Raw genomic sequence first — 24,189 nt, 5'->3', positions numbered from 1 at the left:
AATTAGATTAAAACTTATAACTGTAACCCATCCTGAATACCTGGGTTTCATAATAATCGGTACTGTTTAGCCTGAATCCGTTGCCAGTAATCTCTTTTTTGATTTTCAGCGTATTAAAAATGTCGTTGCCGTTTAAAAACAGTTCACCTTTTCCTTTCTGGATCTGCTTTTTAATTCCAAGATCTGTTGAGAACCTTGAGCCGATTTTTCCCTGGGGAATAATGTCCGGCGCCAGGTAGGCCATAGAAAGTTGGATATCGGTATCGCCTTTTAACTTAAACTGGGCATTGAATTTCACATTCCCGGATACTAAGGATTCCTTGGTCATGCTATATTGAGTGGGTACGGGGTATCTGTTTTCTACGCTAAATGCATCAATGGTATTCTGGTATACCGTCCCACTCAGGTTGAAGGAAAACCAGGCCTTGAGCTGTTGTTGCCAAAGCAGTTCCCCTCCCGAATTGTAGCTTTTTCCGGCATTCTGGAAAATATTATACAAGATGGTATTTCCAGGAACCTGTGTGGCAATCCTGGTAATGGTGCCCGAAATAATTTTATGAAAAGCTGATCCATACAGATAACCTTTGTCCCAATTGTATTTATAACCGAGTTCCAGCGAAGTGGTAAACTGTGGGCGTAAGGTAGGGTTACCTACCTTGAGCAGTTCTGGTTCATCATATTTTGGGAAAATACGGATATCCACTTCGTTTGGACGGTCTACACGCTGGTTGTAAAAGAAAGTGATCCTGTTGTCCGTATTGATTTTGTAAGCAAAGCGAAGATTTGGAAAAGGGCGGAGGTAATCATAACCGTCGCTTTTGTACGTATTGTGGTCGGGGTTTACATCATAGTAAATATTGGCATACTCCATTCTCAGGCCGGCTTCAAGTTCGATTTTGGGCGTTTCATAAATATAGTTTCCATATACTGCTGGAATATGTTCACTATAGTCTGCCCAGCCTCCAGCGTTCACATCAATGGGCGAATTAAGCCCAGCAAAGAACTGCATATTGGTCGGGATGTTCCGATAACGGTACTTAAGTCCGGCTTCAATCCGGCCATGTTTCATGGGTTTTACATAATCAATGGTAAGATCAGAAACATGTTCGTCCGACAAAAGTTTAAAGGCATCTTCGCCGCTAAAAGTGGGCAGGATGTTAGTGAAATTGTATTTTTCGTCTTCCCTGTGCCAGGTATAATTAAATCCTGTAGTTAAGGTATGTCCTGGCTGGGCAAATTTATGCTGGTATACAGCAGAACCGGTGGCCGTATATTTTACTTCGTCCTCTACAAATTGCCACAACCGGTTCCGTACCGTATAATCTCCATTAAAATAGGGGATATCACCTAGGTCGATGATTTTTTCCCTGTTGAAAAACGCAGATACCGTAAGGCTATTGTGTTCGTCAGGATTATAATCCACTCCGGTTTTTACGGTTGTAAAGGTCGTTGTCCGGTTTCTTTTTACCTGTTGGTTCAGTACCATGCCACTATCAAAGATGCGCTGAGAAAATTCGTTTTTGTTCAGTGTTTGGGAGTACAGATAATCCGCCTGTAAAAAGATATTGGTTTTGTTTTTTTTATAGTTTAACGAAAGCGATGGATTAAGTTTTGGAGTGGCCTGGTACTGCGGCGATATCCCCGGTAGGTTTTCTTTTCTGAGCCAGAGTGATCCAAGACCGCTGTTAAAACCCACTTTGCCATTTAAGCCTTCCTGATTGTTTTTCTTGTATATAATATTGATAATGCCTGCATTTCCGCTGGCATCGAATTTAGAAGAAGGGTTTGCTATAATCTCAATCCGCTCTATGGATGATGCCGGGATATTATCAAGCCCGGTCTGGCTACCAAAACCTGTGATGGCATTCTGTTTTCCATCAATGAGTACTGCAACCTTATCATTCCCCCTCAATTGCACTTTACCATCCTGAATGGTTACGCCTGGAAGATTCTGCATGGCCTGAAGTACCGACCCACCCAATTGGCTTGTATTTTTTGTAATGTCGTAGCTTTTTTTATCCATTTTGTTGGATATCCCTTCAGATGTGGATGTTCCCTTTATCTCAATGGTTTGCAGGGTCTGGGGATCTTCTATAAGATCGAAATTCCCAAGATCTAAAAAAGGGCTTAGTATGCCAACGCTGAAGGTTTTGCTGATGCGTTGGTAGCCCACCATGCTTACTTCAAGAATATATTCTCCCGAAGGCACATCTTTAAGGGTAAACCGGCCCTGTTCGTTGCTTACCGTACCCAAAATAAATTTTGTATCGGTTCCTTTTTTTAACTGTATATTTCCGAAAGGCAGTGTATTCTTATTTTTTGCATCCCTGATCTGTCCTGAAAGGGTTATCGGCTTTTCCTGTCCTTCTGCATCCTCTGGGCAAAGAAATAGCGCAAGGCAAAAAAGCCTCAATATCCGTATGTAGTTTTTCATAATTTATAAGTTTTCCGAAAGGCAAATTATAAAGCAATTCTGAAGACAATCTGAACTTCTGAAAACTACTATCGATCTGATCTGTTCCGGTTTATAACAGGATCACTAGACTCCCAGCCACAATCATAAGACCGCCAATGAGTGTTTTTACCTCAATGGGTTCTTTGAGGATCAGAAAAGCAAGCCCCATGGCTATAGCTACACTTAGTTTATCAATCGGGGCAACTTTCGAAACATTTCCGGTTTCGAGTGCCTTAAAATAAAAAATCCACGAAAGCCCTGTTGCAACACCCGAGAGGCCCAAAAAGATCAGGTTATTTTTGCTCAGTGTTTTAAGCTGCGAAATTTCACCGGTGGCCAGCACGATACCCCAGGCAATGAAAAGAATAACAATGGTGCGGATCGCCGTTGCCAGATTTCCATTGACGCCTTTGATCCCGATTTTAGCAAGGATTGCAGTAGCTGCGGCGAAAAAAGCAGATAAGATTGCATAATATTTCCACATATTAAAGATTTTAGGTTAAAGCAATTTAAGGAGTAAAAAGGAATTTAACCATTAATTCAGTAGTAAAATTGTATTGAATCGCATAGTTATTGTGAGGCAATTAGGAAGTACAAAAACATTTGTAAGCACAAAGTATAATTATGTGCACTACAGATTTTCTCCAGAATTGAGTTTTATCATTGCGCCGGATTAATTTAATCTAGATGGATAAAAAAGCCGATCAGTTATTAACCAAGGTAAAATTATTTGTTGAAGACCAGTTGAAGAACGGGCTTTCGCAAAGAATGTATTTCCATAATCTTGAGCATACCTTACTGGTGGTTGAAGGTGTACAGTTAATAAGCCGCCACATGGGACTTTCAAAATCCGACCGTTTGGTGGTGATTCTTGCGGCGTTTTTGCACGATCTTGGCTATACCGAAAAATACGTCGGGCACGAAGAAGCCAGCGCAGAGATTGCTGCAGAATTTCTTTTAGAAAATGGCTTTGCGAGAGAAAGAACAGAACTGGTGCGCGGATGCATTATGGCTACCCGGTTTCCACAATACCCCAAAAACGAACTGGAAATGGTTATTTGTGATGCAGATTTCTACCATTTTTCGCTAAATGATTATCAGGACTATGCCGATAGACTAAAACGTGAATGGGAAGAAAACCTCGGATTGGTTTATACCGATCTGGCATGGGATACATTGAACCTGGAAATGCTCAGTCGGCATGAGTATTTTACTGCTTATGGCAAAAAGATATTACAGGAAAAGAAAATGCTGAACATAAAAAAACTGATAGGCCGGATTGGTTAATATATAATTGTTGAAAATACGGATTTGTACCCATCGCTGGTTAGCTTCACTTTAAATCCCGGCATAATTTAATAATTTACACCATGAAAATTTTGATCATCGAAGATGAACAGGCACTCTATGAGAGTATCCTTGCCTATTTTACAGGCGAGGGCAACATCTGTGAGCTTGCAACCGACTTCGTTACAGCATCCGAAAAGATAGCACTATATCATTACGATTGTATTTTGTTAGACCTCGGGCTGCCGGACGGAGAAGGGCTGGAGCTGTTGACCCGATTGAAAAGCATGAACAAAAAAGACGGCGTACTGATTATTTCGGCAAGGCATTCGCTTGATGACCGTTTGGCCGGGCTTGATCTTGGTGCAGATGATTACCTGGTAAAGCCATTCCACCTATCGGAGCTAAAAGCAAGGGTAAGTGCGATTGTGAGGAGAAAAAACTTTGAAGGAACCAACCTGATTATTTTTGATGAGATCAAGGTTGATGTTGCCGCGATGAAAACTACCGTAAATGAACATCCTGTTGTATTGACTAAAAAAGAGTTCGATCTATTAGTGTATTTCCTGTCCAACAAGAATAAGGTGGTAACCAAAAACGCAATGGCCGAACATCTTTGGGGCGATGAAATGGATCTTTCAAATGATTTTGACTTCATTTATACTCACGTTAAAAATTTAAAAAAGAAGCTCAGCGAGGCTGGTTCAAAAGACCATCTGCGCTCTGTTTATGGTATCGGCTATAAATTCAGCAGCCAATGAAACTCTCCACCCGTTACAACAGGGTAAACATCATCACCTCCATCATCGTGCTGATTATTACCGGGATTATCTATTACCTGGTTATCCACCTCATTCTGACAAACAAACTTGATAAAGACCTTGCCGTTGAAGAAAACGAGATCAGGCAATATACCCACACCTACAAAAAACTTCCACTGCCAGCAACCTACCTCGATCAGCAGATTTCTTACAGCAGCCCAAAGGGCGACACCACGGATGTACGCGAATTCAGTTATACCACTTACTTAAATCCTAAAGAGAAAGAACAGGAGCCGGGTAGAAGTCTGGTAACCACCGTTAACCTTAATGGAAAAACAATAGTGGTTACCATAACGAAATCGCGTGTTGAATCGGAAGACCTCGTAAGGATTATCCTGTTGATCACCCTGGGCATTACCATGTTACTGCTCTTTTCGCTATTGCTGATTAACCGTTTTGTACTAAACAGGCTTTGGAAACCCTTTTATGTAGTGCTTAACCGGATGAAGGCTTTTGAGGTAACCCGCATGGATAACATCAAAGAAGAGCCCACGCGGATTGATGAGTTTAACGAACTTAATAAATCGGTAAATGCAATGGCCGAGAAAGTAAAGCAGGATTATAAAGAACTGAAAAGTTTTACCGATAATGCTTCGCACGAAATGATGACACCTTTGGCTGTGATCAATTCCAAGCTCGATTCGCTCCTGCAAACAGAGTCTTTTACCGAACAACAGGGTGCATTACTGGAAGATATCTATCAAGCCACAGGTAGACTTTCGAGGTTACATCAATCGCTTTTGCTGTTGGCCAAGATAGAAAACAACCTGATATCGGATACCGAGGAAATAGACTTAAAAGAAATGATCGAAGCAAAAATCCGTCAGTTTCAGGAACTTTTTGGACGGGACGGATTAAATGTAGAAATAAAACTATCGGAACGGAAAGTAACCATGAGCCGCTATCTGGCAGATATCCTTTTAAACAACCTTTTCAGCAATGCCGTAAGGCATAATATAAACGATGGCAGGATATCGCTTGAATTGACCAGTGAAAAACTTACCATTTCAAATACCGGAAAAACCTTAAATATCCATAACCGCATGTTCGACCGTTTTTCAAAATCGACAGAATCTGAGGGAATGGGATTGGGGCTGGCCATCAGCAAACAGATCTGTAACCTTTACGGATTCAATATTGAATACAGTCATATCGAAAACATGCATTTTTTTTCAATTTATTTAGGCTAAGGCAGATAACTACAGAATTCCTACAAAGTTGCCGAATAGTTTTGATTAAAAATTAAAACTATGAAACAGATTTTAGTAATTATATTGCTAGTGGGAGGAACAGTTTTCTCATCACAGGCCCAAAAAATCAATGCTCTGAAAGTACCTGCTGCCGTTAGTGCTGCTTTTAAAAAATCACACCCTGCTGCTAACGTAAAATGGGAAATGGAGCAGGCTAATTATGAGGCTGGTTTTATCCTCAATGGAAAAGAGACTTCTGAAGTTTATACACCGGGCGGTACTCTGCTGGAAACAGAAAGCACAATCAAACCTTCAGAACTGCCGGTAACCGTACTTGCCAAACTAAAAGGCAAGAAGATTGCCGAAGCCGCAAAAATTACAAAAGCCGATGGAACAATACATTATGAGGCTGAGGTAAAAGGTAAAGATCTTTTGTTCGATGTAAACGGGAATACCGTTAAAAACTAGATCATGTGCAGAATACGTCTTTCTATCTTACTTTTTATCACTACAATATCTATTTGTTCTGCACAGGTTATCGATTCTACTGCAATCCTTCCGGCCGATACGGCAGGAAGATGGTATGCCGGAAATCCTGTGCCGAAGATGAAATTCAGGCCAATTACCTTTATTGCACCTGCAGTATTGATCGGTTATGGTTTTGCTGCGGTTTACGACCATGGTGCACTCAAACAGCTTGATGTGAGCACCAAGGCTGAATTACAGGAAGATCACCCGCTTTTCGCCGCCCATGTAGATGATTATTTACAGTTAGCCCCAGCCGCTGCGGTTTATGCACTTAACCTATCGGGGGTAAAAGGAAAACACAATCTGTTCGATGCCTCCATGTTATATGTTACCTCTGCTGCCATTATGGGCGTTTCTACCCATTTTGTAAAGCAGGGTGTGGGCAGAATGCGGCCTGACGGATCGGGTACGAATTCTTTTCCCTCAGGGCATACGGCCTCAGCTTTTATGGCAGCAGAATTTCTCCATCAGGAATATAAGGATGTAGATCCATGGATCGGTTACGCAGGATATTTTGTGGCCACGGCCACAGGAACACTAAGGATGTACAACAATAAACATTGGTTTAGCGATGTGGTGGCCGGTGCCGGTTTCGGTATTGCTTCCACAAAAATCGCTTACCTGATTTATCCCTATATGAAAGGCCTGTTCACCACAAAGAAAGAAGGCAATTTCACTTTAATGCCCTTCCATCAACCTGGTAGCACCGGACTGATGCTTTCGGGAAGGTTCTAAGTGTATAGCCGGGGGGCACAACCTTAATCATGTATGTTTTCTGCCAATTAAATCACCATAAACGCCCTGTCGGCAGAAACTACAGGGAGACCGTATATGCTGTATCAGATCCAAGTGGCGGTTTAAGGTAAATATATTGTGAGAATGCGCGGCCATGCATATCTACGTATTACTGTCATTTTACCTGTCCGTGACACTTCCATCGGTTTGATGTGCTAAACTTTAACATTTTGACCAAACCACTTTAAATTATACTCCTATCTTTGTGACAGAAATGTTTAAAAGGTCTTTAGTCATATTATTGTTGGTAGCACTTATCGGATCAAATTTTGCCGTTTACTTGGTTTACGCAGGATTTGAAGTGAATAAAAAGGAGATTGCTGCCAAATTGTGTGAAAATAAGAACAGGCCCTGGATGCACTGTAATGGCAAGTGTTATCTAATGAAGAAACTAAAACAGGCAGAGGAAAAAGAAAAAAAACAGGATCGCCAAAATCAGCGTAGTGCCTATCCTCTGGGTCTTCTAACTCAACCAATTTTTTTATCTCTTATTTTCCCCAAAAATATTGTTAATTACCAACCTCTTAGGATTGATCGACCTATTAGCTGTACTTACACTATATTCCAGCCACCAAAGTGGAACTGCTAAATACCGATAAGTTGTAGTCTCTCTAAACTTATCCGGGTATTGTCCACTCCATGGGTACTCTTTCTACTTCTGGGAAGATAAACCGCTATTTTTTGGACGATACCAAAATAATTTTGTGTATAGCTTATTTTATGACTTCTCAAAATGAGATCTTTGGTTATTTGTCCTGCAATTTTATTGGTAACAGTCTTTGTTTTTTCCTGTAAAAATCAGGAAAACTATAGGGAAATCCGATCAAAAGTGGTCAGTGTTCATGACAAGGTAATGCGGGATGCAGATCTGGCTCATGGACTGTACAAGTCCCTGGATTCGGTATATAGAAATATCGGTGATAAGGATACTGTTAAGGTCCTGTCCATAATGGTAAATATCGAGAAGGCGAACCATGAGATGGAGGAATGGATGGAGCACTTTGAACCTGATGTATCAGGCAAGGATGCAGCTGAATCTGTTCGGTATTTTAAAACTGAGCTGGATAAGATCTATAAAATTGACCGTCGCTATAAAAGGGTAATGGTCGATGCTGATCATTATCTGGACAGCCGATATCGCCGGAGATAGTCGAAGCAATAAACACAACAATTATTAATTAATCTTTTACTGGTCAGGGCCTAATGTTCTTTGCTGTGCTTTTTGCATAGCGCGTAAAGCATATTGTAAAAGATTTGCGCGGGATGTACGAGCTTTCCTACAAAATTGCGTTAAAAAAATATTATAAAAACGCTAGCGGCTCTGTTTATCTAACCGCTTCTAAAAGATCTTGTATAAAACAAGCAAGAGATAAATTGGCGACCGCCGGATCAGAAAGATGATGCTCTTTTTTAACGCGCAGTTTACAACCATAAAAAGAATTTAAATGAAAAACATACTATTAACGGGTCTTTGTTTACTTATGCTTTCGGCCGGAGTTTCAGCCCAGGAGAAAACAAAGTTCAAAAAGGATTCGGTTAAAATCACAGGAGATACCTCGGCAAAGAAACTGAACGACGTAAAAATAAGTTCCCGTTATTACCGCAGGTATAACCTAAACAGGTCCTCAGCGGCTTTGAAACTGAATACACCGCTGCTCCAGCTTCCACAGAATATCCAGGAGATTGATCAGAGTATTATTGCCGACCAGCAATCTATCAATGTTAACGAAAGCGTAACGCGGAATGTGAGCGGTACCATTCGAAACAACAATGCAGACATGTATAACTCCTCTGTTTTTATGCGTGGAGCGCAGATTGCCCCGATGCGCAATGGGCTGGATCTTTCCATGATCTACGCAGGCCCCAGTGCGGAAGATGCTGCCATTATCGGCCGGGTAGAGTTTATTAAGGGGCCCTCAAGTTATATCAATGGGCTTTTTGATCCGGCTGGTTCTTATAACGTGCTTACCAAACAGCCTATGGGGAGCAATACCAATCAGATTAGCTTCACAACGGGGAGTTTTAACCTTTACAGGGTCACGGCAGATCTGGACGGCAACCTGGATAAAACCGGTAAATGGCAGTACCGGCTAAATGCTGCCGGGCAAAAGTCTGAATCGTTCCAGAAGTATAATTTCAACGATAAACTTGTGGTGGATCCGGTAATCAGATATAATATAAATGATCACGCTTATGTTTCTGCAGAGTATCTATTCCAGACCCAGCGCTTTCAACAGTATTTTTCGACAGTATTTGCACCCGATGGATTTGTAAGCTTGCCCAATGACTTTACTATAAATGACCCCAACAAGGCACCATTTAAATCTGTTGAGCACAACGGTTTTTTAAGCTATCATAACTCGTTTAGCCAAAACTGGCACCTTACAATAAATGCCGCATATGCACGTGACCACTTGGAAGGAACTTATTTCTTTGTTTCACGCTACAATGCGGCCCAGCCTAACCTGATTATGCGCAGGGCAACCTATGAGCGTTTGAATACAGATGCGCTGGCAATCCAGCCCTATATCAACGGCGAATTTAATACAGGTGCGGTCCGCCACCAGTTTTTAGGTGGTATCGACATCAACCGTAAAAGGTTTATATCCTATTCCGGATCAGGTGATCCCACAGCCAACCAGACCCTTTATCCACTGGATGCTTATCATCCTGTATATGGCATTGGTTTTGATGCCAACGTTAGAACGGGCGCATTATCAGAGATCGCGACTGATCAGCAGTCCATCTCGTATCAGGCTGTCTATGTACAGGATGAACTTGCAATGTTTGAAAACAAGTTACGCGTGACAGTAGCGGCCAGACTGACCTTTAGTGAGACAGGCGTTCAAAAGAGTCCAACCAAAACCAGTTTGGGCGAGACCAAAAATACAGCTTTTACGCCAAAGTTGGGATTGAGCTATTCGCTGATGCCGGATTTTTCCGTATACGCACTTTTTGATCAGACCTTTACGCCACAAAGCGGAATTAATACCACAAATGGTGAGGCATTTAAGCCCCTAAAGGGCGAAAACATAGAGGCTGGGCTTAAGAAAGACTGGATGGATGGGAAATGGAATACCACAATCTCGGTTTACAGAATTATCAGGGATAATGTAAAGGTAAGCGATCCTTCCACCAATATCCAGACTCAGTTGGGGCAGACCCTTTCCAAGGGGATCGAGTTTGATCTGAAAGGAGAAATTTTAAAAGGCCTCAATACGGTAATCAACTATGCCTACACAGATAGTCATATTTCCAGGGATGCCAATGTGGCCCGGATAGGATTGGTTACACCTTTTCGGGTTAAACATATTCAGAACACCTGGTTGAATTATCTTTTGCCATTTCGCGAAATAAAGGGTTTAACAGTATCAGCTGGATATCAGTTGCAGGTAGGGAGAGCTGGCCGATACGAACTTCAAAAGCTGGAGCTTGCACCTGTTTTTCGTGTGGATGGCGGAATTGGCTGGTCGAATGCCCGCTTTTCTGTAAATGGAATTGTGAATAATATATTCAACAGGTTTAATTACGGAAGTGCATGGATTACGCCGTCATCTGCTACAATTGGTACCTATGCCTATGTTCCCTACCCACCACGTGAGTTCAGGTTAAACGTAGGCTATAAATTTTAATTGGCGATGGTGATGGACTGGAAAAAACGATTGACCAAATTATCTTTCAAGATTCACGGCTGGGCAGGACTTGCTGCCGGTATATTTTTTCTGCTTTATGGACTTAGCGGCTCGTTGCTCGTTTTCAGGCATGAGCTTGACCGGTACTTTAATCCTGAACTGCATAACCTTGTTCCGGCAGAGAAAAAAGTTCCCGCAGATGAAATTTACCGTTTGGTATTACATACGCATCCAAACCTTAAAAAACTGGTTCTGCACGATTTTCCCAGGGACAGGTATGATAGTTATGAGTTTATGCTTTATAAGCGGCAACAAAATCTGAGGGATAACTACCTTTATTTCGTTTTTGTAAATCCATATAACGGGAAAATACTCAGAGAAGGGGGCTATCAAGAGATGGCTCCCTCTTTTCTGCGCTGGATCTATACCTTTCATTACTCTCTGCAACTGGGTATACCGGGTATGTTTCTTACCGCTATTATTGGCCTGGTGATGCTATTGTCATTGATCACTGGGGTTGTTGTTTATCGAAAGCATTTTTGGCAGGCCCTTCGGTTTAGGGCAGGTCTTAACTTTAAAAGCTGGAGGACCGGACTTTCCTCCCTGCACCGCATTATCGGAGTTTGGGCACTGCTCTTCAATATTATTCTTTTTTTTACCGGCTTTTGGATGTTGAGGGAATACTTTATACCATCGATGTGGGTTTTGCCCAAACAGCAGGCAAACTACGAAGTTCCTGCCAATATCGATCGCCTGGTCACCCTGGCCTGTAAAAGTATTCCAGGTTTTCAGCCAATTGCTGTTAACATTCCTACCGTAAAGGGTGTAGACATATTAATTAAGGGAAAGATGCCTCAAACTAGCAATTTATTGCTTCAGGGCAAGGCCAGCAGTATTGCTTTTGATTCCGGTACGGGAACAATTAAACACTATACAATCATTGATGAACAGGGGCTGGAAGAACGGTTTGAATATATGGCCTATCAACTTCATGTAGGTGCATTTGGCGGTGATGTTTTGAAGTGGGTTTATGTGGTCTTTGGACTAACTCCCGGCTTTCTTTCCATCAGCGGTGCTTTATTGTGGTTAAAAAGAAAAAAGAGATAACAACCGTTCATGGTCACCTGATTGTTTCGCCCTATGGACATTTTAGCTTTAGGGACGAGGAGATGATGTAAAGTATTTATATGTTTAAGCCTGTCAATCTCGCTGTTCAGAGATTGACAGACCTTTTTTGTATTTGTTTGTACAATCGTAGCTGTAGGCATCATTGCTGTTGTTGGCATATTCCCTGCATAGCTTTTTATATATGCACTTCGCGAGCTCATCAAAAAAGCCCCCATCTTACTTTTACTGAAAACGGGCTGACCGTTAAAGACCGTGATTTTTACAACTGGGAAAACATAGAGGGCTTTGCATTTAGCATAGAAGAAGTTGGACGTGATAATGCCGGGAGCATATATAAAAATTACATCACCCTATCGTTAAAGGACGGCACTTCTGCAAAAATTCCGGTATCCAATCTGGACAGGAAGGCAGATGAAATCCTGTATTTACTTAATGAACATAAGTGGGAATCAGATGATGCAGAAATGCATTCCAAACAATAAAGTTTTAAACCGTGGTTAGTGGCATTGAATAACAACAGGAACTTGGAGAAAAAAGGGAAAGAAACTATGATAGACCCGATGATCTTAATTCTGGCATTTATGCTTTAAATTGTATGGCTAGGTTTGCCTGATTGGTTGTTTTTTTAAGAAAACATTTTTTAAAATATTCGGTTTCTATCAAAAATCGGTTACGGTAAACATCAACCCTTTTTGTTGTCATCTGTTACAACCATCTGTAGAAACGGTGTGTCCAAAACATTGATTCTTTTGCCGTTCGCGCCAAGCTTTCCTGTTTTGGTGAATTCTGTGAAAACCTTAAAAAGGGTTTCGTAGGTAGTTCCCGAATAGGAGGCGATGTCCTGACGTGAGATATTAAGATCTATCGCTCCATTGGCATCAGCCCCAAATTGTGCCTTTAGGGAAAGCAGGGCATTGGCGATCCTTGCCTTTACCGACATATGAGCGAGATTGCGCATCCGTTCGTGCGACTCCTGGAGCTCGGAAGCAAAAAAATCCATCATCTGATAGGTAAGTCCGGGATTTACCGTCAAACAAGACCTGAAAAACTCAAGATCGATAAAGCAGACACTTGCCTGTTCAAGTGCTGTGGCCGAAACAGGGTAAACAGGATTTTTTCCCAGTCCGAGGTGTCCTATCACATCGCCCGGTTTTGCAAACCTTATAATGAGTTCCTTTTCATTGTCCCACTTTTTATGGACTTTGACTGTTCCCGAAAAAACGAAAAAAATGCCGCTTACAGCTTCTGCTTCCGTAAATAACTGGTCGCCCTTTTTTAACTGGAAATTCTTTTTCCTCTGTGATACCGCGGGAAGCCAATCCGGTATCACACGGCTGCATAGAAAACAGCTTTTTACATCGCACAGGTTATTGCATTCTTTCATTAAACAGATATTTCACAGGCAAAAATACAACTTATATTTAATTGCAAAGATGATTTGAATAATATTGTTTAAAACATATTATTTTCAGTCTTTAATTGTATTATACGCTTTTTTATATTGTTTAAAATATATTTAATTTTTATTTGTGGTTTTTTTATTTTACTTTTGGTGCATTCTAAGAGTAAAATGAACAGTAGAAAAAATATAATCCCGATATCGCCATCGCTTGGCGTTTTTGGAAGGTTTAAAATGGGCAGGAACAAAGAGAAAAGTTCGAAAGAGCGTCTTTTGTTTATTTCTATATTGTCTGTAGGGGTTGCTATAGTAATTTCCCTAATCGCAAAGGTTCTGGTGTCACTGATCAACCTGGTTACAAACATATCTTTCTATCAGCAGTTTGGATTTGATTTCCATAGTCCTGCAAGCAATCATTTGGGTTTATGGGTAATTGTTGTGCCTGTAATAGGCTCGGTTATAGTTGGGCTGATGGCCCTTTATGGTTCCAAAGCGATCAGGGGGCATGGGATTCCGGAAGCAATGGAGCAGGTTTTGACCAATCAGAGCAGGATAAAGCCTGCGATTGCAATTTTAAAACCTGTTTCTTCTGCCATTGCGATAGGTACAGGTGGCCCTTTCGGTGCTGAAGGACCTATTATTGCAACTGGTGGTGCCTTAGGTTCAACCCTGGGACAGCTATTTACGGTGAGTTCCAATGAACGTAAAATTATCCTTGCAGCTGGGGCTACAGCCGGAATGTCCGCTATATTCGGTACTCCATTGGCGGCAGTCTTTCTCGCAATAGAACTGTTGCTGTTTGAGTTTTCCGCCAGATCTATCATTCCCGTAGCCCTTGCGTGTATTACCGGCGCAGCCGGACATCATCTTCTTTTTGAAGCAGGCCCCGTATTTCCCATGCCGGCACTTTTGGTACCCTCGAATGCTGCATTGGGCATATATAGTTTTATTGGGATCCTCGTCGGTTTTGCATCACTCGGGCTGACCAAAATTGTGTATTTTATTGAAGATGCTTTTGAGAAAATCCCGGTCCACTGGATGTGGTGGCCCGCTATCGGGGGGCTGGCAGTCGGTACGGTCGGTTACTTTGCACCGCGAACACTCGGAGTGGGCTATGATAATATTATCTCGCTGCTAAGCGGACAGCTTTCCATTTCGGTCATCCTTTCATTATGCCTGTTTAAATTTATTTCATGGGCCATAGCTCTTGGCAGTGGGACTTCGGGCGGAACGCTTGCACCTTTGATGACCATTGGTGGGGCAAGCGGCGCTGCTCTGGGGTATCTATTGCATAACTTATTTCCCGGTCTGGATATCAGCATACCGATGTCGGCACTGGTTGGGATGTCGGCAATGTTTGCAGGTGCTTCCAGGGCATATCTGACAAGCATCCTTTTTGCGTTGGAGTCTACCCACCAGATCAACGGACTTCTTCCGCTTCTGGGGGCCTGTTCTGGGGCCTATCTCATTTCGGTGTTTTTTATGAAAAATACGATCATGACCGAAAAAATTGCTCGCAGGGGTGTGCATACACCTGATAGTTATGAACCCGATCTGTTGTTGAAACTCCGTGTCTCAGAGGTCATGGACCGGAATCCTGTCTTTATAAGCCCGTATAATACCATTGCCGAAGTGAGAAGGTATTTTGGAGAAAATCCTCCTATGGAAAATCAGTATGCCGTGAAGGAACCAACCGGAGACTGCCTGGGTGTTGTTTCAATATTGGATCTTTTTCAGCCTTCGGCAGATACCGAAAAAGAAATACTGTCAATAATAAAGCCTGTAAATGCCCATATTAAAAATAACGACCCTTTGAAAAAGGCATTAGCTATTATGTCCCAAAACCAGCATGACTTTTTGATGGTGTTCAATAGCAGGGAAGGAGGGGCTTTTGAAGGTCTGTTAAGTTATAGGGACGTTGTTAAGGCGTATCATGTCAATCACGAAAGTGAAAGCAGGACCGGGAGAAACCTATCGCTGGACAGGCAGGCAAAGAAAATTATTGTCAGGGGCAAAAGGATGATGGCCGATAGGAGGCCTTAACACATTTTCTGTTATTAAAATTTATTATCATGAAAAAAGCAAGTTATTGTATGATGGTTGCTGGCATAATTGTGCTGGTTGTCGCCTTTTTAACCACAGGCCATCTCAATTCGGTGAACGCGGCAGATTCACATCCATGGACAATCAATATCAATGGGATGCATTCATTTGCATGGCCGGAATTTTGTGGCGGACTGTTGATTGCACTTGGAGGAATTTTCAACATTGCTACCTGGCATCAAAAAAAATACCGGGTGGGATGATGATGCCTTCTCATTTTTATTATCGGGCAGGTGATCGTGGGAAAGGGTACAATCGTACCATTGGCTTTCCGGAAAATATAGGTCAGCCCGCTATATTAAAGTAATCAGCACATTTTAATGGAAGAGAACGATATCGATGAAGTGATAGAGCGCTTAAAAGCAAAAGGATATACACTTACATTCAACCCGGAAGATTCAAATGCTGCCTCTTGGGGAGTATCCGATCCATGGCCCTCTGGTATTGGGTTTGATATTGATGAGATAGTCCCGTGCAGGGGTTCAGATGGCGAGCCGCTCAGGATTTTTGCGGTGACCACTAAGCCTTTCGGTTTAAAGGGGATCTGGATATTGTCTGGTGAGGGGCAGAGATACTGGACGGTTGAGGAAATCATGAAGGGATTTGCAAAGGTTCTCAGGGCGGTTTTTCTTTTTATGTTTAAAAGACAAAACAAGCTTCCATAAGCGAAAATTCGTAGTTAAAAGCAGTTATCCGAGGGCATCGCTCTTCTCCCGGTACGGAAATGTTAAATCTGGCTGGTTCTTTTTCGCTTTCCTGCATAAATGTTTAGTTTTGGGGCTGGAATACGGTTTCCTAAAATAATATAATTAAATAGCCGGGGCCATTTGGCCCTTTAAAAAACAGTTATGGACAAATTCAAACAGGTAAAGGAAGTGATCGCTTCGGTTGAAGCTGATGTAGCAAAATTTTATGATGGTGGAAACGCTGCAGCCGGTACACGTGTACGCAAAGGTATGCAGGACCTTAAAAACCTTGCTCAGGAGATCAGGGCTGAGGTTACAGAGAAAAAGAACAGCGCAAAATAAACAGGAGACTGTTTTGGGATATAAGGCCACTGGTATAGACCGGTGGCTTTTTTGTAGGTGGATTTTTATATTCATCATATACGGCAAGAGAGCCAGGCAACTGTATATGTTTTCTGGTTATGCCAGCTTGATTTAATTTTGATGTTAACTTTTTATATTGTCTGGGCAACTGCCGGGCTATCCGCTCATACGCCTGCAAGCCTTAAGCAGGGGCCGGTATCCGCTGCTATCCCTGTTGCAAAAAAAAAACATTTAATGGTATCGAAAAAGATGTTTTTTTATATGATCCCAATAAATTGCTCTAAATTAAGAAGATTGCTCCCTAAAAATCATTTTTTGGAACTGGAAGATATAACTTCTTTAATAGGAGTTTTGTAATCATACGTTAATTTCTATTTTTGCGTAGCAAGCCTTTTGGTCTGCACTTTTTATCTAAAATAGCGCTATCGGGATTGATGCGCTTTTTTTATGAACCGGTCCTGCTTTGGACCGAAAGGGTGTCGAACCTGCTGTTTTATTTATTTGATAATCAGATTTTTATGGTGTCTTTTAGCTGTCGCGAACCAAAAACTCACCTTTATTTCTTTGTGCAAATTTCTATGATTAAAGATACGATTTTATTAGACTTCTCAAATTGAGATCTCCTTATTATAGATATCAGAAAATACTATTATAATTAACAAAATTATTGCCCACCAAAAGCGTGGAAGAGCAACTTTTGCCGGAATCCCCAACTCAACTGCTATAAACTACATTTAACTGCTCTACAAAATTCTTTTCCTGATCTTTGACTATCGACAAACGCATTTCCAGAAATTCCTTTTCTGAAAGGTTATTCAACATTTCCTTAAACAGAAAATAACGCGAAAGGTTATCTTCGTTAAACATACCAGCAGATAACAACATACCTTGCCTTTCATAAAAAAAGCTCTCCGGGTCAGGTGTAATAACCATAATCGTATTTTCACTAATATTATCTCCATCCGGATTATCAATATTCTTGAAAATCTTCATGTCCTTATAATTTAAGCGTCCTTTAACGCTAATCAACATCGGCCCTAATATTTCAAGATATTTAACCGAATAATTTAGCATAAATAAAGCCAGCGCCTTTGCCCGGACACTTTTCATAGAAATCTTCTTTGGAAATTCAACTGTTTCAAATTTCTTCCGTTTATCGAGGTAAAAAGGGTCTATCTCTTCGTTTCCCAAAAAATCCACAAACCGATAATAAGCAAGCCTCTGTTTCGCCAGGTTATAGACCGTAAAATAATTCGCGTAGGTTGTTTGCCAGAACCATTTTTTAAGTTTATCCAGCTGGCTCCTTGAAGGATCAGGCAACCTATTAAAGAACTCTGTAATAAAGATCAAATGGCTATTATATGGCAAAAGATTGCTGCTCAACACCATTAATTCCTCGTATAAAAATTTTACCGCTTTTTCAATACTCACAAAAGCAGCCATGGAAATATCAATAAAATCCCTACGCTGTGCCAGTTCTTCCAGTTCATTAGAAACATTGGAAACATCAAAATAGACTTTGCCAAAAGAATTTACAACACATTTCAAGATCAAATCTCGTTTATGCTTTCGCTCCCCATTGGAATTAAAGAAATCATATCTTTCTAGGCGATCAAACAAATGATCTATCTCCGAACCAAACCTGAACTTACGTTCAGGGCTAAAGCTCAAAGCAGAAACCTTCCAATCATCCGTTATCCGCTCACCTCTTGAATTTAACCTGGAAAAAATCTCAACCGCCTCTTTAATATTTCCTCCCACCAGATCAATAGAAGGGATATCATAACCAGAAATTTTAGCCCCAAAACTTTTATACAACCGGATGTATTCCTTCTTCTTATTCTCATCAACGTTCGAATGAACTAAATCTGTTTGAAAATCATAGAATTTTTCCCCATCAATAAAATGATAAAGCGGAATCTGGAAAATCTGGATTTCAGAAGTCGTCCTCCTGTTAAATTCAAAACGATCTTCCTGAAGGTTATACACAATGTCAAAGTTCTTCTTCCAATCAATCTCATCTCTTGACAGTGAAGTTCTATTGTGGTCAATGAAACAGCCAAACAAAGTCGAAAGTCGCTGATACCCATCTAAAATAAAATAAAAATCATTTCCATTACGCGGAAGGCTATATGAACCAATCTTCTGGACATCCTCCTCTAAAAAAAGATTCTCCTCATCCGCCTGCCAAAACAGCACCGAACCAATCGGAAATCCCTTTTTTAAACTATCTAAAAGATCGAGCTTCTTTTGGTTATCCCATACAAAATCACGTTGAAAAGGAGGAACCTGGATCCTGCCTTTCTCGAAGTCATCAAGATATTGAAAAAGCCTCCTGACTCTTGTATTTATTTGCAGATTGCTCATATCATCTTTTTAATCTCACTAACGATATACTCAAATTCATTTAAACTCCCAATTTTTGGCTGATGGACAATAACCTCAGCCAACTGCTCCCTGGAAGCGTCAAAAAAAAGATTGGAGAAATCTTTCTTAAACTTCCCTGATTTATAGGCTTCTATTTTCAAACCGTTCCTTAAAACTTTATAAGGCTCTGTTGGAACATCAGTCTGAGGATAAAGCTCCTGAACTTCCGCAGATAACCCGTTGTAATTTTTTAAATTAAAGCCCTTTTCCAAATCAAAAAAATCTCTTTGCTCATTTTTCTTAAAAGCAATATAAAGATCAATATACTCATCATTCAGCTTTTTTAATATATCCAAAGGCATATAATTCTCTTTTTCCCTTTTAAATAAAATATGGTAAGGCACGTCATTTTGATCCAAAGCCTCATGCTTAGCCTTATCCACGGGCATTCCAGGGTATTTTTTATCACTATCCAATATCACAAAATACCGCAGATAAGTTTTTTTATCCTTAGTGAAGCATGGATCCGTAAAAGACTCTTTTAATTCTGAAGTTATTACACTGCTGATCGCAGACCCACCACCCATGCCGTACTTCCAAAACTGATCGCTCTTAGCCTGCAAAATTATAGCACCATCATCAAAGTGCTGAAAAATTGCATTGGTAAAAGGAGGATCATACTCACTATTCTCCAATAAAATAATCAGGGGCTGGGCCAAATACATTTCCGCTTCTCTCGGTGCAAAATTAACGTCAAGATCAGCAAGTGAAACGTTGATCAGCTTATTGGCTTTGTTTATTTTTGTCGCACTTTTGATATAGGCGCTGATGAGTTTAATTTCCCTGGAGCTTAAACCCTTTTTCCACTCCGAATGGTTAAAGGCTTCAATATCATCAATATCATCAAGGAAAAGTGCGTGTTTGCCTTTTCTGAACAGGGTTAAAAGATTATCCAGTTCATCGAAATGTGAACCGTTTTCAAAAACATCTTTAAGGATTCTTACCTGCATTTTGCTGTTCTTTTTGTGCCCTGCGGAATTTTAACACCTCGTCCAGTCCTTCATTAAAGATATTATCAGGCCAATCCTCGACCTCCCCATCAATTTCTATTGAAAGGCGTTTTAGCGCACTATGGCCCTCGTGTTCATTGTAGTCAATATAATAAATCGCAACATCATTAGCGCTGATCTTATTGGAAGCAATCAAACGCTGTATTCGCAAAATGAAATTCTCCGAATGGGTTTCAATCATATAATTTCTGCGCTTATCCTCCAGATACGAATCCACGAAACGTTCCGCGAGGTTACCATGCGCAGCAGGATGTAAATGCGTTTCAGGCTCCTCTATAATAATCAAAGTATCCTTTTCTACTGGCATAAAAGACCTGACGATGAGCGGAAGCGATTGCCTAATCCCAGAACCCGTATTTACAATATTGATCGGCTTAATAAAATTGTTCTCTAAAACAACCTCATAAGATACCGAAGTACCCGATACATCCTTTATACTAATCTTCCAACCCTCAAAATTCTGCTCAAACCAACTACTTATAGTTTGCAAAATCTTATTTCCAGCCTGATGGTACTGAGCCAAAAGCTTGTACGCATTTTCACCCGATACCCCAAGCTTATCATATTCACCAAAAATATCGGTAAAACTAGCTGCAGGGAACTTTCGAAACGACTCGATATAGTCAAAGTTCAAAACCATTTTCTTTGGATCCTGATCCTTTGGAACAAGACCATTTAATTTTGTAGCAGCAAGATTAACCTCTTGGCCATCTACAAACAGTTTTGAAACCCTAATGTTAAGAGACCTGTCTCCAGTTATAAACGCAGCTACACTTGAATCTCCATCATGTATCTCAAATTCAAGTGGCTCCCCAGTAATTTCCCGGTTATAAAAAAGATCCTCATAAGACTGACCAATTCTAACACCATCTGTTTCCAATTGAAAGGGAGCTGAAAAGCCACCCCTCAAACTCCCTGAAATCAGCGTAGGTAATTTCGCAATAGCACTTTTCCCGGAATTGTTCTTCCCAATAAAAATTGTGATCGGCACAATCTCCAGCGTCTGTTTTTCCCGAAATAGTTTATAATTTTTAAAAGATATTCTCTTGACCATGTAAATTATCCAATCAGCTACCACAAAAGTAGTCAAATAAACCGCTTATTGAAAGCCTGACCGCATTTAAACAATAGCAACCCCTAACAATACCAAGACAAAGCACTAAAAAAACAAAACAGCTATATAGATATCTACCTATATTGGGGATTTCGGCAATAGTATCCACCTGTTTTCGCTGATCGTGTGTCTCGTCATGCTATAGCTTGTCATTAAAAACAGAAAAATGGCAACAAAAAGTAAAGGCAAGAATGAAATTACAACCAGAAGACTGTGAGGTGGATTAGGTAAGGATGTTAAAGAGAAATCATGTAGCTAAATGTGATTGCTTCGAGTATAAATTCACGGGCTCAATTATAATGGTGTTAGCAGTGAGGCTTGAAACGAAAGGGTGTCGAACCTGGGAGTGTAAATAGTAGTAAATGAGTGTTTTAGGTTGGTTTTTTTTCGTTTTGAAGTGAAAAACTCACCTCTGATTGGAAAAAATCTTCACTGGCACAAAAATGTACGTTGTAATCGGACAGATTTTTCATAAGGGGCAATGGCCTAGGAGCATCCAAGGTATCGCTGATGGCGACACCTAATTCGTAACCTAAGCACTGCTGCCGCATCACGACCTCTGTTAAATATTCACGCTGTCAGCCTCTAAGGTGTGCGCAGCCAATGATATCTGAGAGTAATCTATCTGATACATCAAAACATACATTAGTTGATCATGGTTATATTTATTGGATATTGGATTTTTTATACTGTTGGTATTCTCTGAGTATAAGAAGAAGAAAGTTTAGTGCCATACCAAGGTATATTTCGAGGATTTGATCTGACGGTGCCATTGTTCCATGCAGTAGCTTATTTCTTTCTAGGGTGTTGAAGAAATCTAAAATATCTTTACTGATAATAGGTGTTGTTTTAAGCAATGTTCTATACCTATCAGTCAATCCACCTAAAGTGATTTTTTTATCTTTCTCAGTCAGGTGTCCTTCATTATTTAGGATTTGCCTCATGATTGCCTCGATACTTGGCATGATACCTCTAAGATGATGTAAACTTAAGTTGTTTTTCTTAACATCCGTGATAATGTCTTCAATGCTTTGAGCTTCGTTAAGTATGATTTTTGGGAATTTTATCGTAAGATCGAGTATTTCGTTGAGATCTTCATTTGAAATTAAGGCTAAATTTTTCTTTCCTGAAAGTTCAAGTTGGATAAGATCTTGAATTACTCGATCGAGTAATCCAAGATCTTCATCTAAGACTTGGCTCAAAACCCTGCGGCCCAAGTCTGTTAGGCCCATTTCGATAAAATCATCACCGATATGAAATGTTGGTATACTACTATCAATGTTTTCTGCCATTCGTCGTTCTAAGGTATGATCTTTTGTATACATAAGACCAAGGTCATCTAATCTTCTCAAATACGTGAGGTTTGGATCTAGTTCCAAAAGGGTATATCTCGAATCTCCAAAATCAAGGTAAATGCTGCTCTGGTCATTTAAACTTTTTAAATATTCCTGGCTGATGTGCCATTGATCTTCGGTCCCTGTTGTATGACAATAGCTTTCCAATTTTAAAATAAATACCGGAGCCGTTAATGAAGACAGCGAAATAAAAAGATTTCCCAGCGAGGTTAATTTGTGGTTTACACCATTTGAAGTAACCAGGGAGTTTTCTATGGCATATTGAAATTCATAGTACGGCTGCGGGTACTCTACAGAATCAAGACCGATCAGATTGTCAATTTCCTCTACCTGGGAAGATGAATGAAGGATTCCGGTTCGAAATGGAGTCCATTTTTTGTGCAATGGGTAATTTTTTAGGACAGTGTCTAGTGTATATTTGAGGCTCGCTTCCATAATTTCGCTATCATCGGAATAGTTATAGCCAATTGACGATAGTTTATAATAAACAGGCTTTAGCATTTCTTCTAACCCGTTATTTAGAATCTCGTCAGTTATTATTTTTTTTCTCTGCTTATGTTTTTTAGTGGTTTCAAGTAAATGAGTTTTTAAAATATTGTATAATTTTGGATTTAGATGTATCGTTCTTGAAATCAAATCTGGGTCCTCATTTAGTTTGATCTGAACGAGTAAGGATCTGAGTCGGGAAGTTAATGTTGAGGGCATATGGGAAGTTTTTTAGCTGTTGATTTATTGTTGTTGAATGGATAGGATTCAGTTGTTTCACCGATTTCTCTTTATTGAATTTCAATTAATTTCGGTAGCGTCTTTCCACGCTATTCTAAATAATTTTTTTTTGAGAAAGCCGATGTCCATGATTTCTATATCCAGATAAACTGAGCTTATGGAGATCTCCGTAGGATCTTTGATATATTTCCAGGTTCCGTCATCCAGGTAGGGGATTTTTTCCTTGAAGGCCATGAAACTGGGTCTAAAGGTCTCAGATAAGTAGTCCTGAAGTCCCCTATAATCAATGGGTATAAAAAACTTGAAATGAAACCTATGGCTAACTTTATATTCGATTATGCTTTTGAGGGTGATATTAGTCTTGGAGAAATCAAGGGATTCCGGTTTGAATTCAAATATATGTTCTCCGGGAGCTTTAGGAATGTCATCGTTTTCCCAAGCAGACATGAAAGCTTTGAATGAGTCTTCTGGGAAGGGGATTTCTAATCCATTTACTCCAATTTCTCCCATTGGGATAAAACTATGCTTGATTTTTATGTCTACTTTAATGCTGTTTTTGATAACAGGAATTTGTATTTCTTTTTGCCAATCTAATTTGGAAGCATCATGGGCAGAACATAAGTCGATTTTGAGTTCTGCGGCTGTAATCTTTGCGCTTTTTGTAAAACCTGAATGGCAGATAAGGATGCCTTTGGATGCCTGTACATCCCGTATAACTGCGCTGAATTCACCAACAACATTAATGTCTGCCGGCCGCTTGAGTTTTTTTGCTTGAATAATCATTAGGATCTGGTGCCCAGCGATTGTATGGCGTATGGATATATCGATCTGTCTTTTTGTTTTACTATCCCTTCCCATAATATAATCGTTTTTACGGACCTCCATAGTGGGTTCGAGTTCAGTATAAATCTTATGGATCAATGATTCGTAATCTTCCCAATCAATGTCTTTTTTTTCTTTTGGCATGGCTTATACAGATGCAGTATTTTTTACGTTGATTTATAAGATGTTTTTTTGCTTGTTCGAAACAACAAAATAAGTTTAGTTCTTCTTTTTTGCTTGATACTTGTAGCTAAAGGAATTATTGATAACTCAATTATTCATTGAAAACGTAAAAACACTTCTATTTGAGTGTTAGGTAATACACGATCAATCTGCGTATTTCACTAA

The 24,189-nt window shown here is 40.3% G+C and carries 21 protein-coding genes; 13 read left to right on the top strand and 8 right to left on the bottom strand.

Annotated elements, in window-relative coordinates; translation table 11 throughout:
* Positions 1-7: 7 nt before the first annotated feature.
* Positions 8-2,434 (bottom strand): TonB-dependent receptor, encoded by a 2,427-nt coding sequence (locus tag ASU31_RS25225; protein WP_057935015.1) that lies wholly within the window; start codon positions 2,432-2,434, stop codon positions 8-10.
* Positions 2,435-2,525: 91 nt separating this feature from the next.
* A complete protein-coding gene (locus tag ASU31_RS25220; RefSeq protein WP_057935014.1) occupies positions 2,526-2,939 on the bottom strand; it encodes an EamA family transporter in 414 nt (137 codons plus the stop codon).
* A gap of 203 nt (positions 2,940-3,142) precedes the next feature.
* Between ASU31_RS25220 and ASU31_RS25215 the strand changes: the two genes are divergently transcribed.
* From ASU31_RS25215 to ASU31_RS25175, 8 genes are all read left to right on the top strand, one after another.
* Positions 3,143-3,742 carry an HD domain-containing protein gene (locus ASU31_RS25215; RefSeq protein ID WP_057935013.1) on the top strand — a complete coding sequence of 200 codons (600 nt, stop codon included), beginning with the start codon at positions 3,143-3,145 and terminating at the stop codon, positions 3,740-3,742.
* Between the two features lie 83 nt (positions 3,743-3,825).
* Positions 3,826-4,503 carry a response regulator transcription factor gene (locus tag ASU31_RS25210; protein ID WP_057935012.1) on the top strand — a complete coding sequence of 226 codons (678 nt, stop codon included), beginning with the start codon at positions 3,826-3,828 and terminating at the stop codon, positions 4,501-4,503.
* Positions 4,500-5,753, top strand: a complete 1,254-nt coding sequence (locus ASU31_RS25205) for a sensor histidine kinase (RefSeq protein WP_057935011.1) — start codon at positions 4,500-4,502, stop codon at positions 5,751-5,753. Before ASU31_RS25210 ends, ASU31_RS25205 begins: the two co-directional genes overlap by 4 nt.
* Positions 5,754-5,813: 60 nt before the next feature.
* Positions 5,814-6,221, top strand: a complete 408-nt coding sequence (locus ASU31_RS25200; protein WP_057935010.1) for a hypothetical protein — start codon at positions 5,814-5,816, stop codon at positions 6,219-6,221.
* Between the two features lie 3 nt (positions 6,222-6,224).
* Positions 6,225-7,016 (top strand): phosphatase PAP2 family protein, encoded by a 792-nt coding sequence (locus ASU31_RS25195; protein ID WP_057935009.1) that lies wholly within the window; start codon positions 6,225-6,227, stop codon positions 7,014-7,016.
* Between the two features lie 793 nt (positions 7,017-7,809).
* The gene (locus ASU31_RS25185; protein ID WP_057935007.1) at positions 7,810-8,226 is read left to right on the top strand and encodes a hypothetical protein; all 417 of its coding nucleotides are present in this window, start codon (positions 7,810-7,812) and stop codon (positions 8,224-8,226) included.
* A 295-nt stretch (positions 8,227-8,521) separates the two neighbouring features.
* The gene (locus tag ASU31_RS25180; RefSeq protein ID WP_083505541.1) at positions 8,522-10,708 is read left to right on the top strand and encodes a TonB-dependent siderophore receptor; all 2,187 of its coding nucleotides are present in this window, start codon (positions 8,522-8,524) and stop codon (positions 10,706-10,708) included.
* A gap of 12 nt (positions 10,709-10,720) precedes the next feature.
* Positions 10,721-11,815 carry a PepSY-associated TM helix domain-containing protein gene (locus ASU31_RS25175; RefSeq protein ID WP_057935005.1) on the top strand — a complete coding sequence of 365 codons (1,095 nt, stop codon included), beginning with the start codon at positions 10,721-10,723 and terminating at the stop codon, positions 11,813-11,815.
* Positions 11,816-12,518: 703 nt separating this feature from the next.
* Here ASU31_RS25175 and ASU31_RS25165 read toward each other — a convergent pair.
* Positions 12,519-13,220: a Crp/Fnr family transcriptional regulator gene (locus tag ASU31_RS25165; protein WP_057935003.1), complete on the bottom strand. Its 702-nt coding sequence runs from the start codon at positions 13,218-13,220 to the stop codon at positions 12,519-12,521.
* 117 nt (positions 13,221-13,337) lie between these two features.
* Here ASU31_RS25165 and ASU31_RS25160 point away from each other — a divergent pair, with 117 nt between their 5' ends.
* The 5 genes from ASU31_RS25160 to ASU31_RS25140 all read left to right on the top strand — a co-directional run bounded on the left by ASU31_RS25160 (position 13,338) and on the right by ASU31_RS25140 (position 16,744).
* Positions 13,338-15,278, top strand: coding sequence for a chloride channel protein (locus ASU31_RS25160; RefSeq protein ID WP_245224609.1), 1,941 nt, complete (start codon positions 13,338-13,340; stop codon positions 15,276-15,278).
* A 29-nt stretch (positions 15,279-15,307) separates the two neighbouring features.
* Positions 15,308-15,541 carry a hypothetical protein gene (locus ASU31_RS25155; protein ID WP_057935002.1) on the top strand — a complete coding sequence of 78 codons (234 nt, stop codon included), beginning with the start codon at positions 15,308-15,310 and terminating at the stop codon, positions 15,539-15,541.
* A 117-nt stretch (positions 15,542-15,658) separates the two neighbouring features.
* Positions 15,659-16,003 (top strand): hypothetical protein, encoded by a 345-nt coding sequence (locus ASU31_RS25150; RefSeq protein ID WP_057935001.1) that lies wholly within the window; start codon positions 15,659-15,661, stop codon positions 16,001-16,003.
* Positions 16,004-16,186: 183 nt separating this feature from the next.
* The gene (locus ASU31_RS25145; RefSeq protein WP_057935000.1) at positions 16,187-16,366 is read left to right on the top strand and encodes a histone H1; all 180 of its coding nucleotides are present in this window, start codon (positions 16,187-16,189) and stop codon (positions 16,364-16,366) included.
* A gap of 141 nt (positions 16,367-16,507) precedes the next feature.
* Entirely contained in the window at positions 16,508-16,744 is a 237-nt protein-coding gene (locus tag ASU31_RS25140; RefSeq protein WP_157258299.1) for a hypothetical protein, read from the top strand.
* A gap of 357 nt (positions 16,745-17,101) precedes the next feature.
* On the opposite strand, the gene ASU31_RS25130 is transcribed toward ASU31_RS25140, so the two are convergent.
* The 5 genes from ASU31_RS25130 to ASU31_RS25105 all read right to left on the bottom strand — a co-directional run bounded on the left by ASU31_RS25130 (position 17,102) and on the right by ASU31_RS25105 (position 23,985).
* Complete coding sequence (locus tag ASU31_RS25130) at positions 17,102-18,754, bottom strand: DUF262 domain-containing protein (protein ID WP_057934997.1); 1,653 nt, start codon at positions 18,752-18,754, stop codon at positions 17,102-17,104.
* The gene (locus tag ASU31_RS25125; protein WP_057934996.1) at positions 18,751-19,764 is read right to left on the bottom strand and encodes a hypothetical protein; all 1,014 of its coding nucleotides are present in this window, start codon (positions 19,762-19,764) and stop codon (positions 18,751-18,753) included. Before ASU31_RS25125 ends, ASU31_RS25130 begins: the two co-directional genes overlap by 4 nt.
* Entirely contained in the window at positions 19,745-20,878 is a 1,134-nt protein-coding gene (locus ASU31_RS25120) for an AAA family ATPase (protein WP_057934995.1), read from the bottom strand. The genes ASU31_RS25125 and ASU31_RS25120 overlap by 20 nt, the downstream gene beginning before the upstream one ends.
* A gap of 725 nt (positions 20,879-21,603) precedes the next feature.
* Positions 21,604-22,998: a hypothetical protein gene (locus ASU31_RS25110; protein WP_057934993.1), complete on the bottom strand. Its 1,395-nt coding sequence runs from the start codon at positions 22,996-22,998 to the stop codon at positions 21,604-21,606.
* A gap of 81 nt (positions 22,999-23,079) precedes the next feature.
* Entirely contained in the window at positions 23,080-23,985 is a 906-nt protein-coding gene (locus tag ASU31_RS25105) for a restriction endonuclease (protein ID WP_057934992.1), read from the bottom strand.
* Positions 23,986-24,189 lie beyond the last annotated feature (204 nt).

Source organism: Pedobacter ginsenosidimutans (genome assembly GCF_001442625.1).
In the GTDB taxonomy this organism is placed as follows: Bacteria; Bacteroidota; Bacteroidia; order Sphingobacteriales; family Sphingobacteriaceae; genus Pedobacter; species Pedobacter ginsenosidimutans.
Note: the sequence above shows the minus strand (reverse complement) of the source record. Positions and strands in the feature narration are given on the sequence as shown.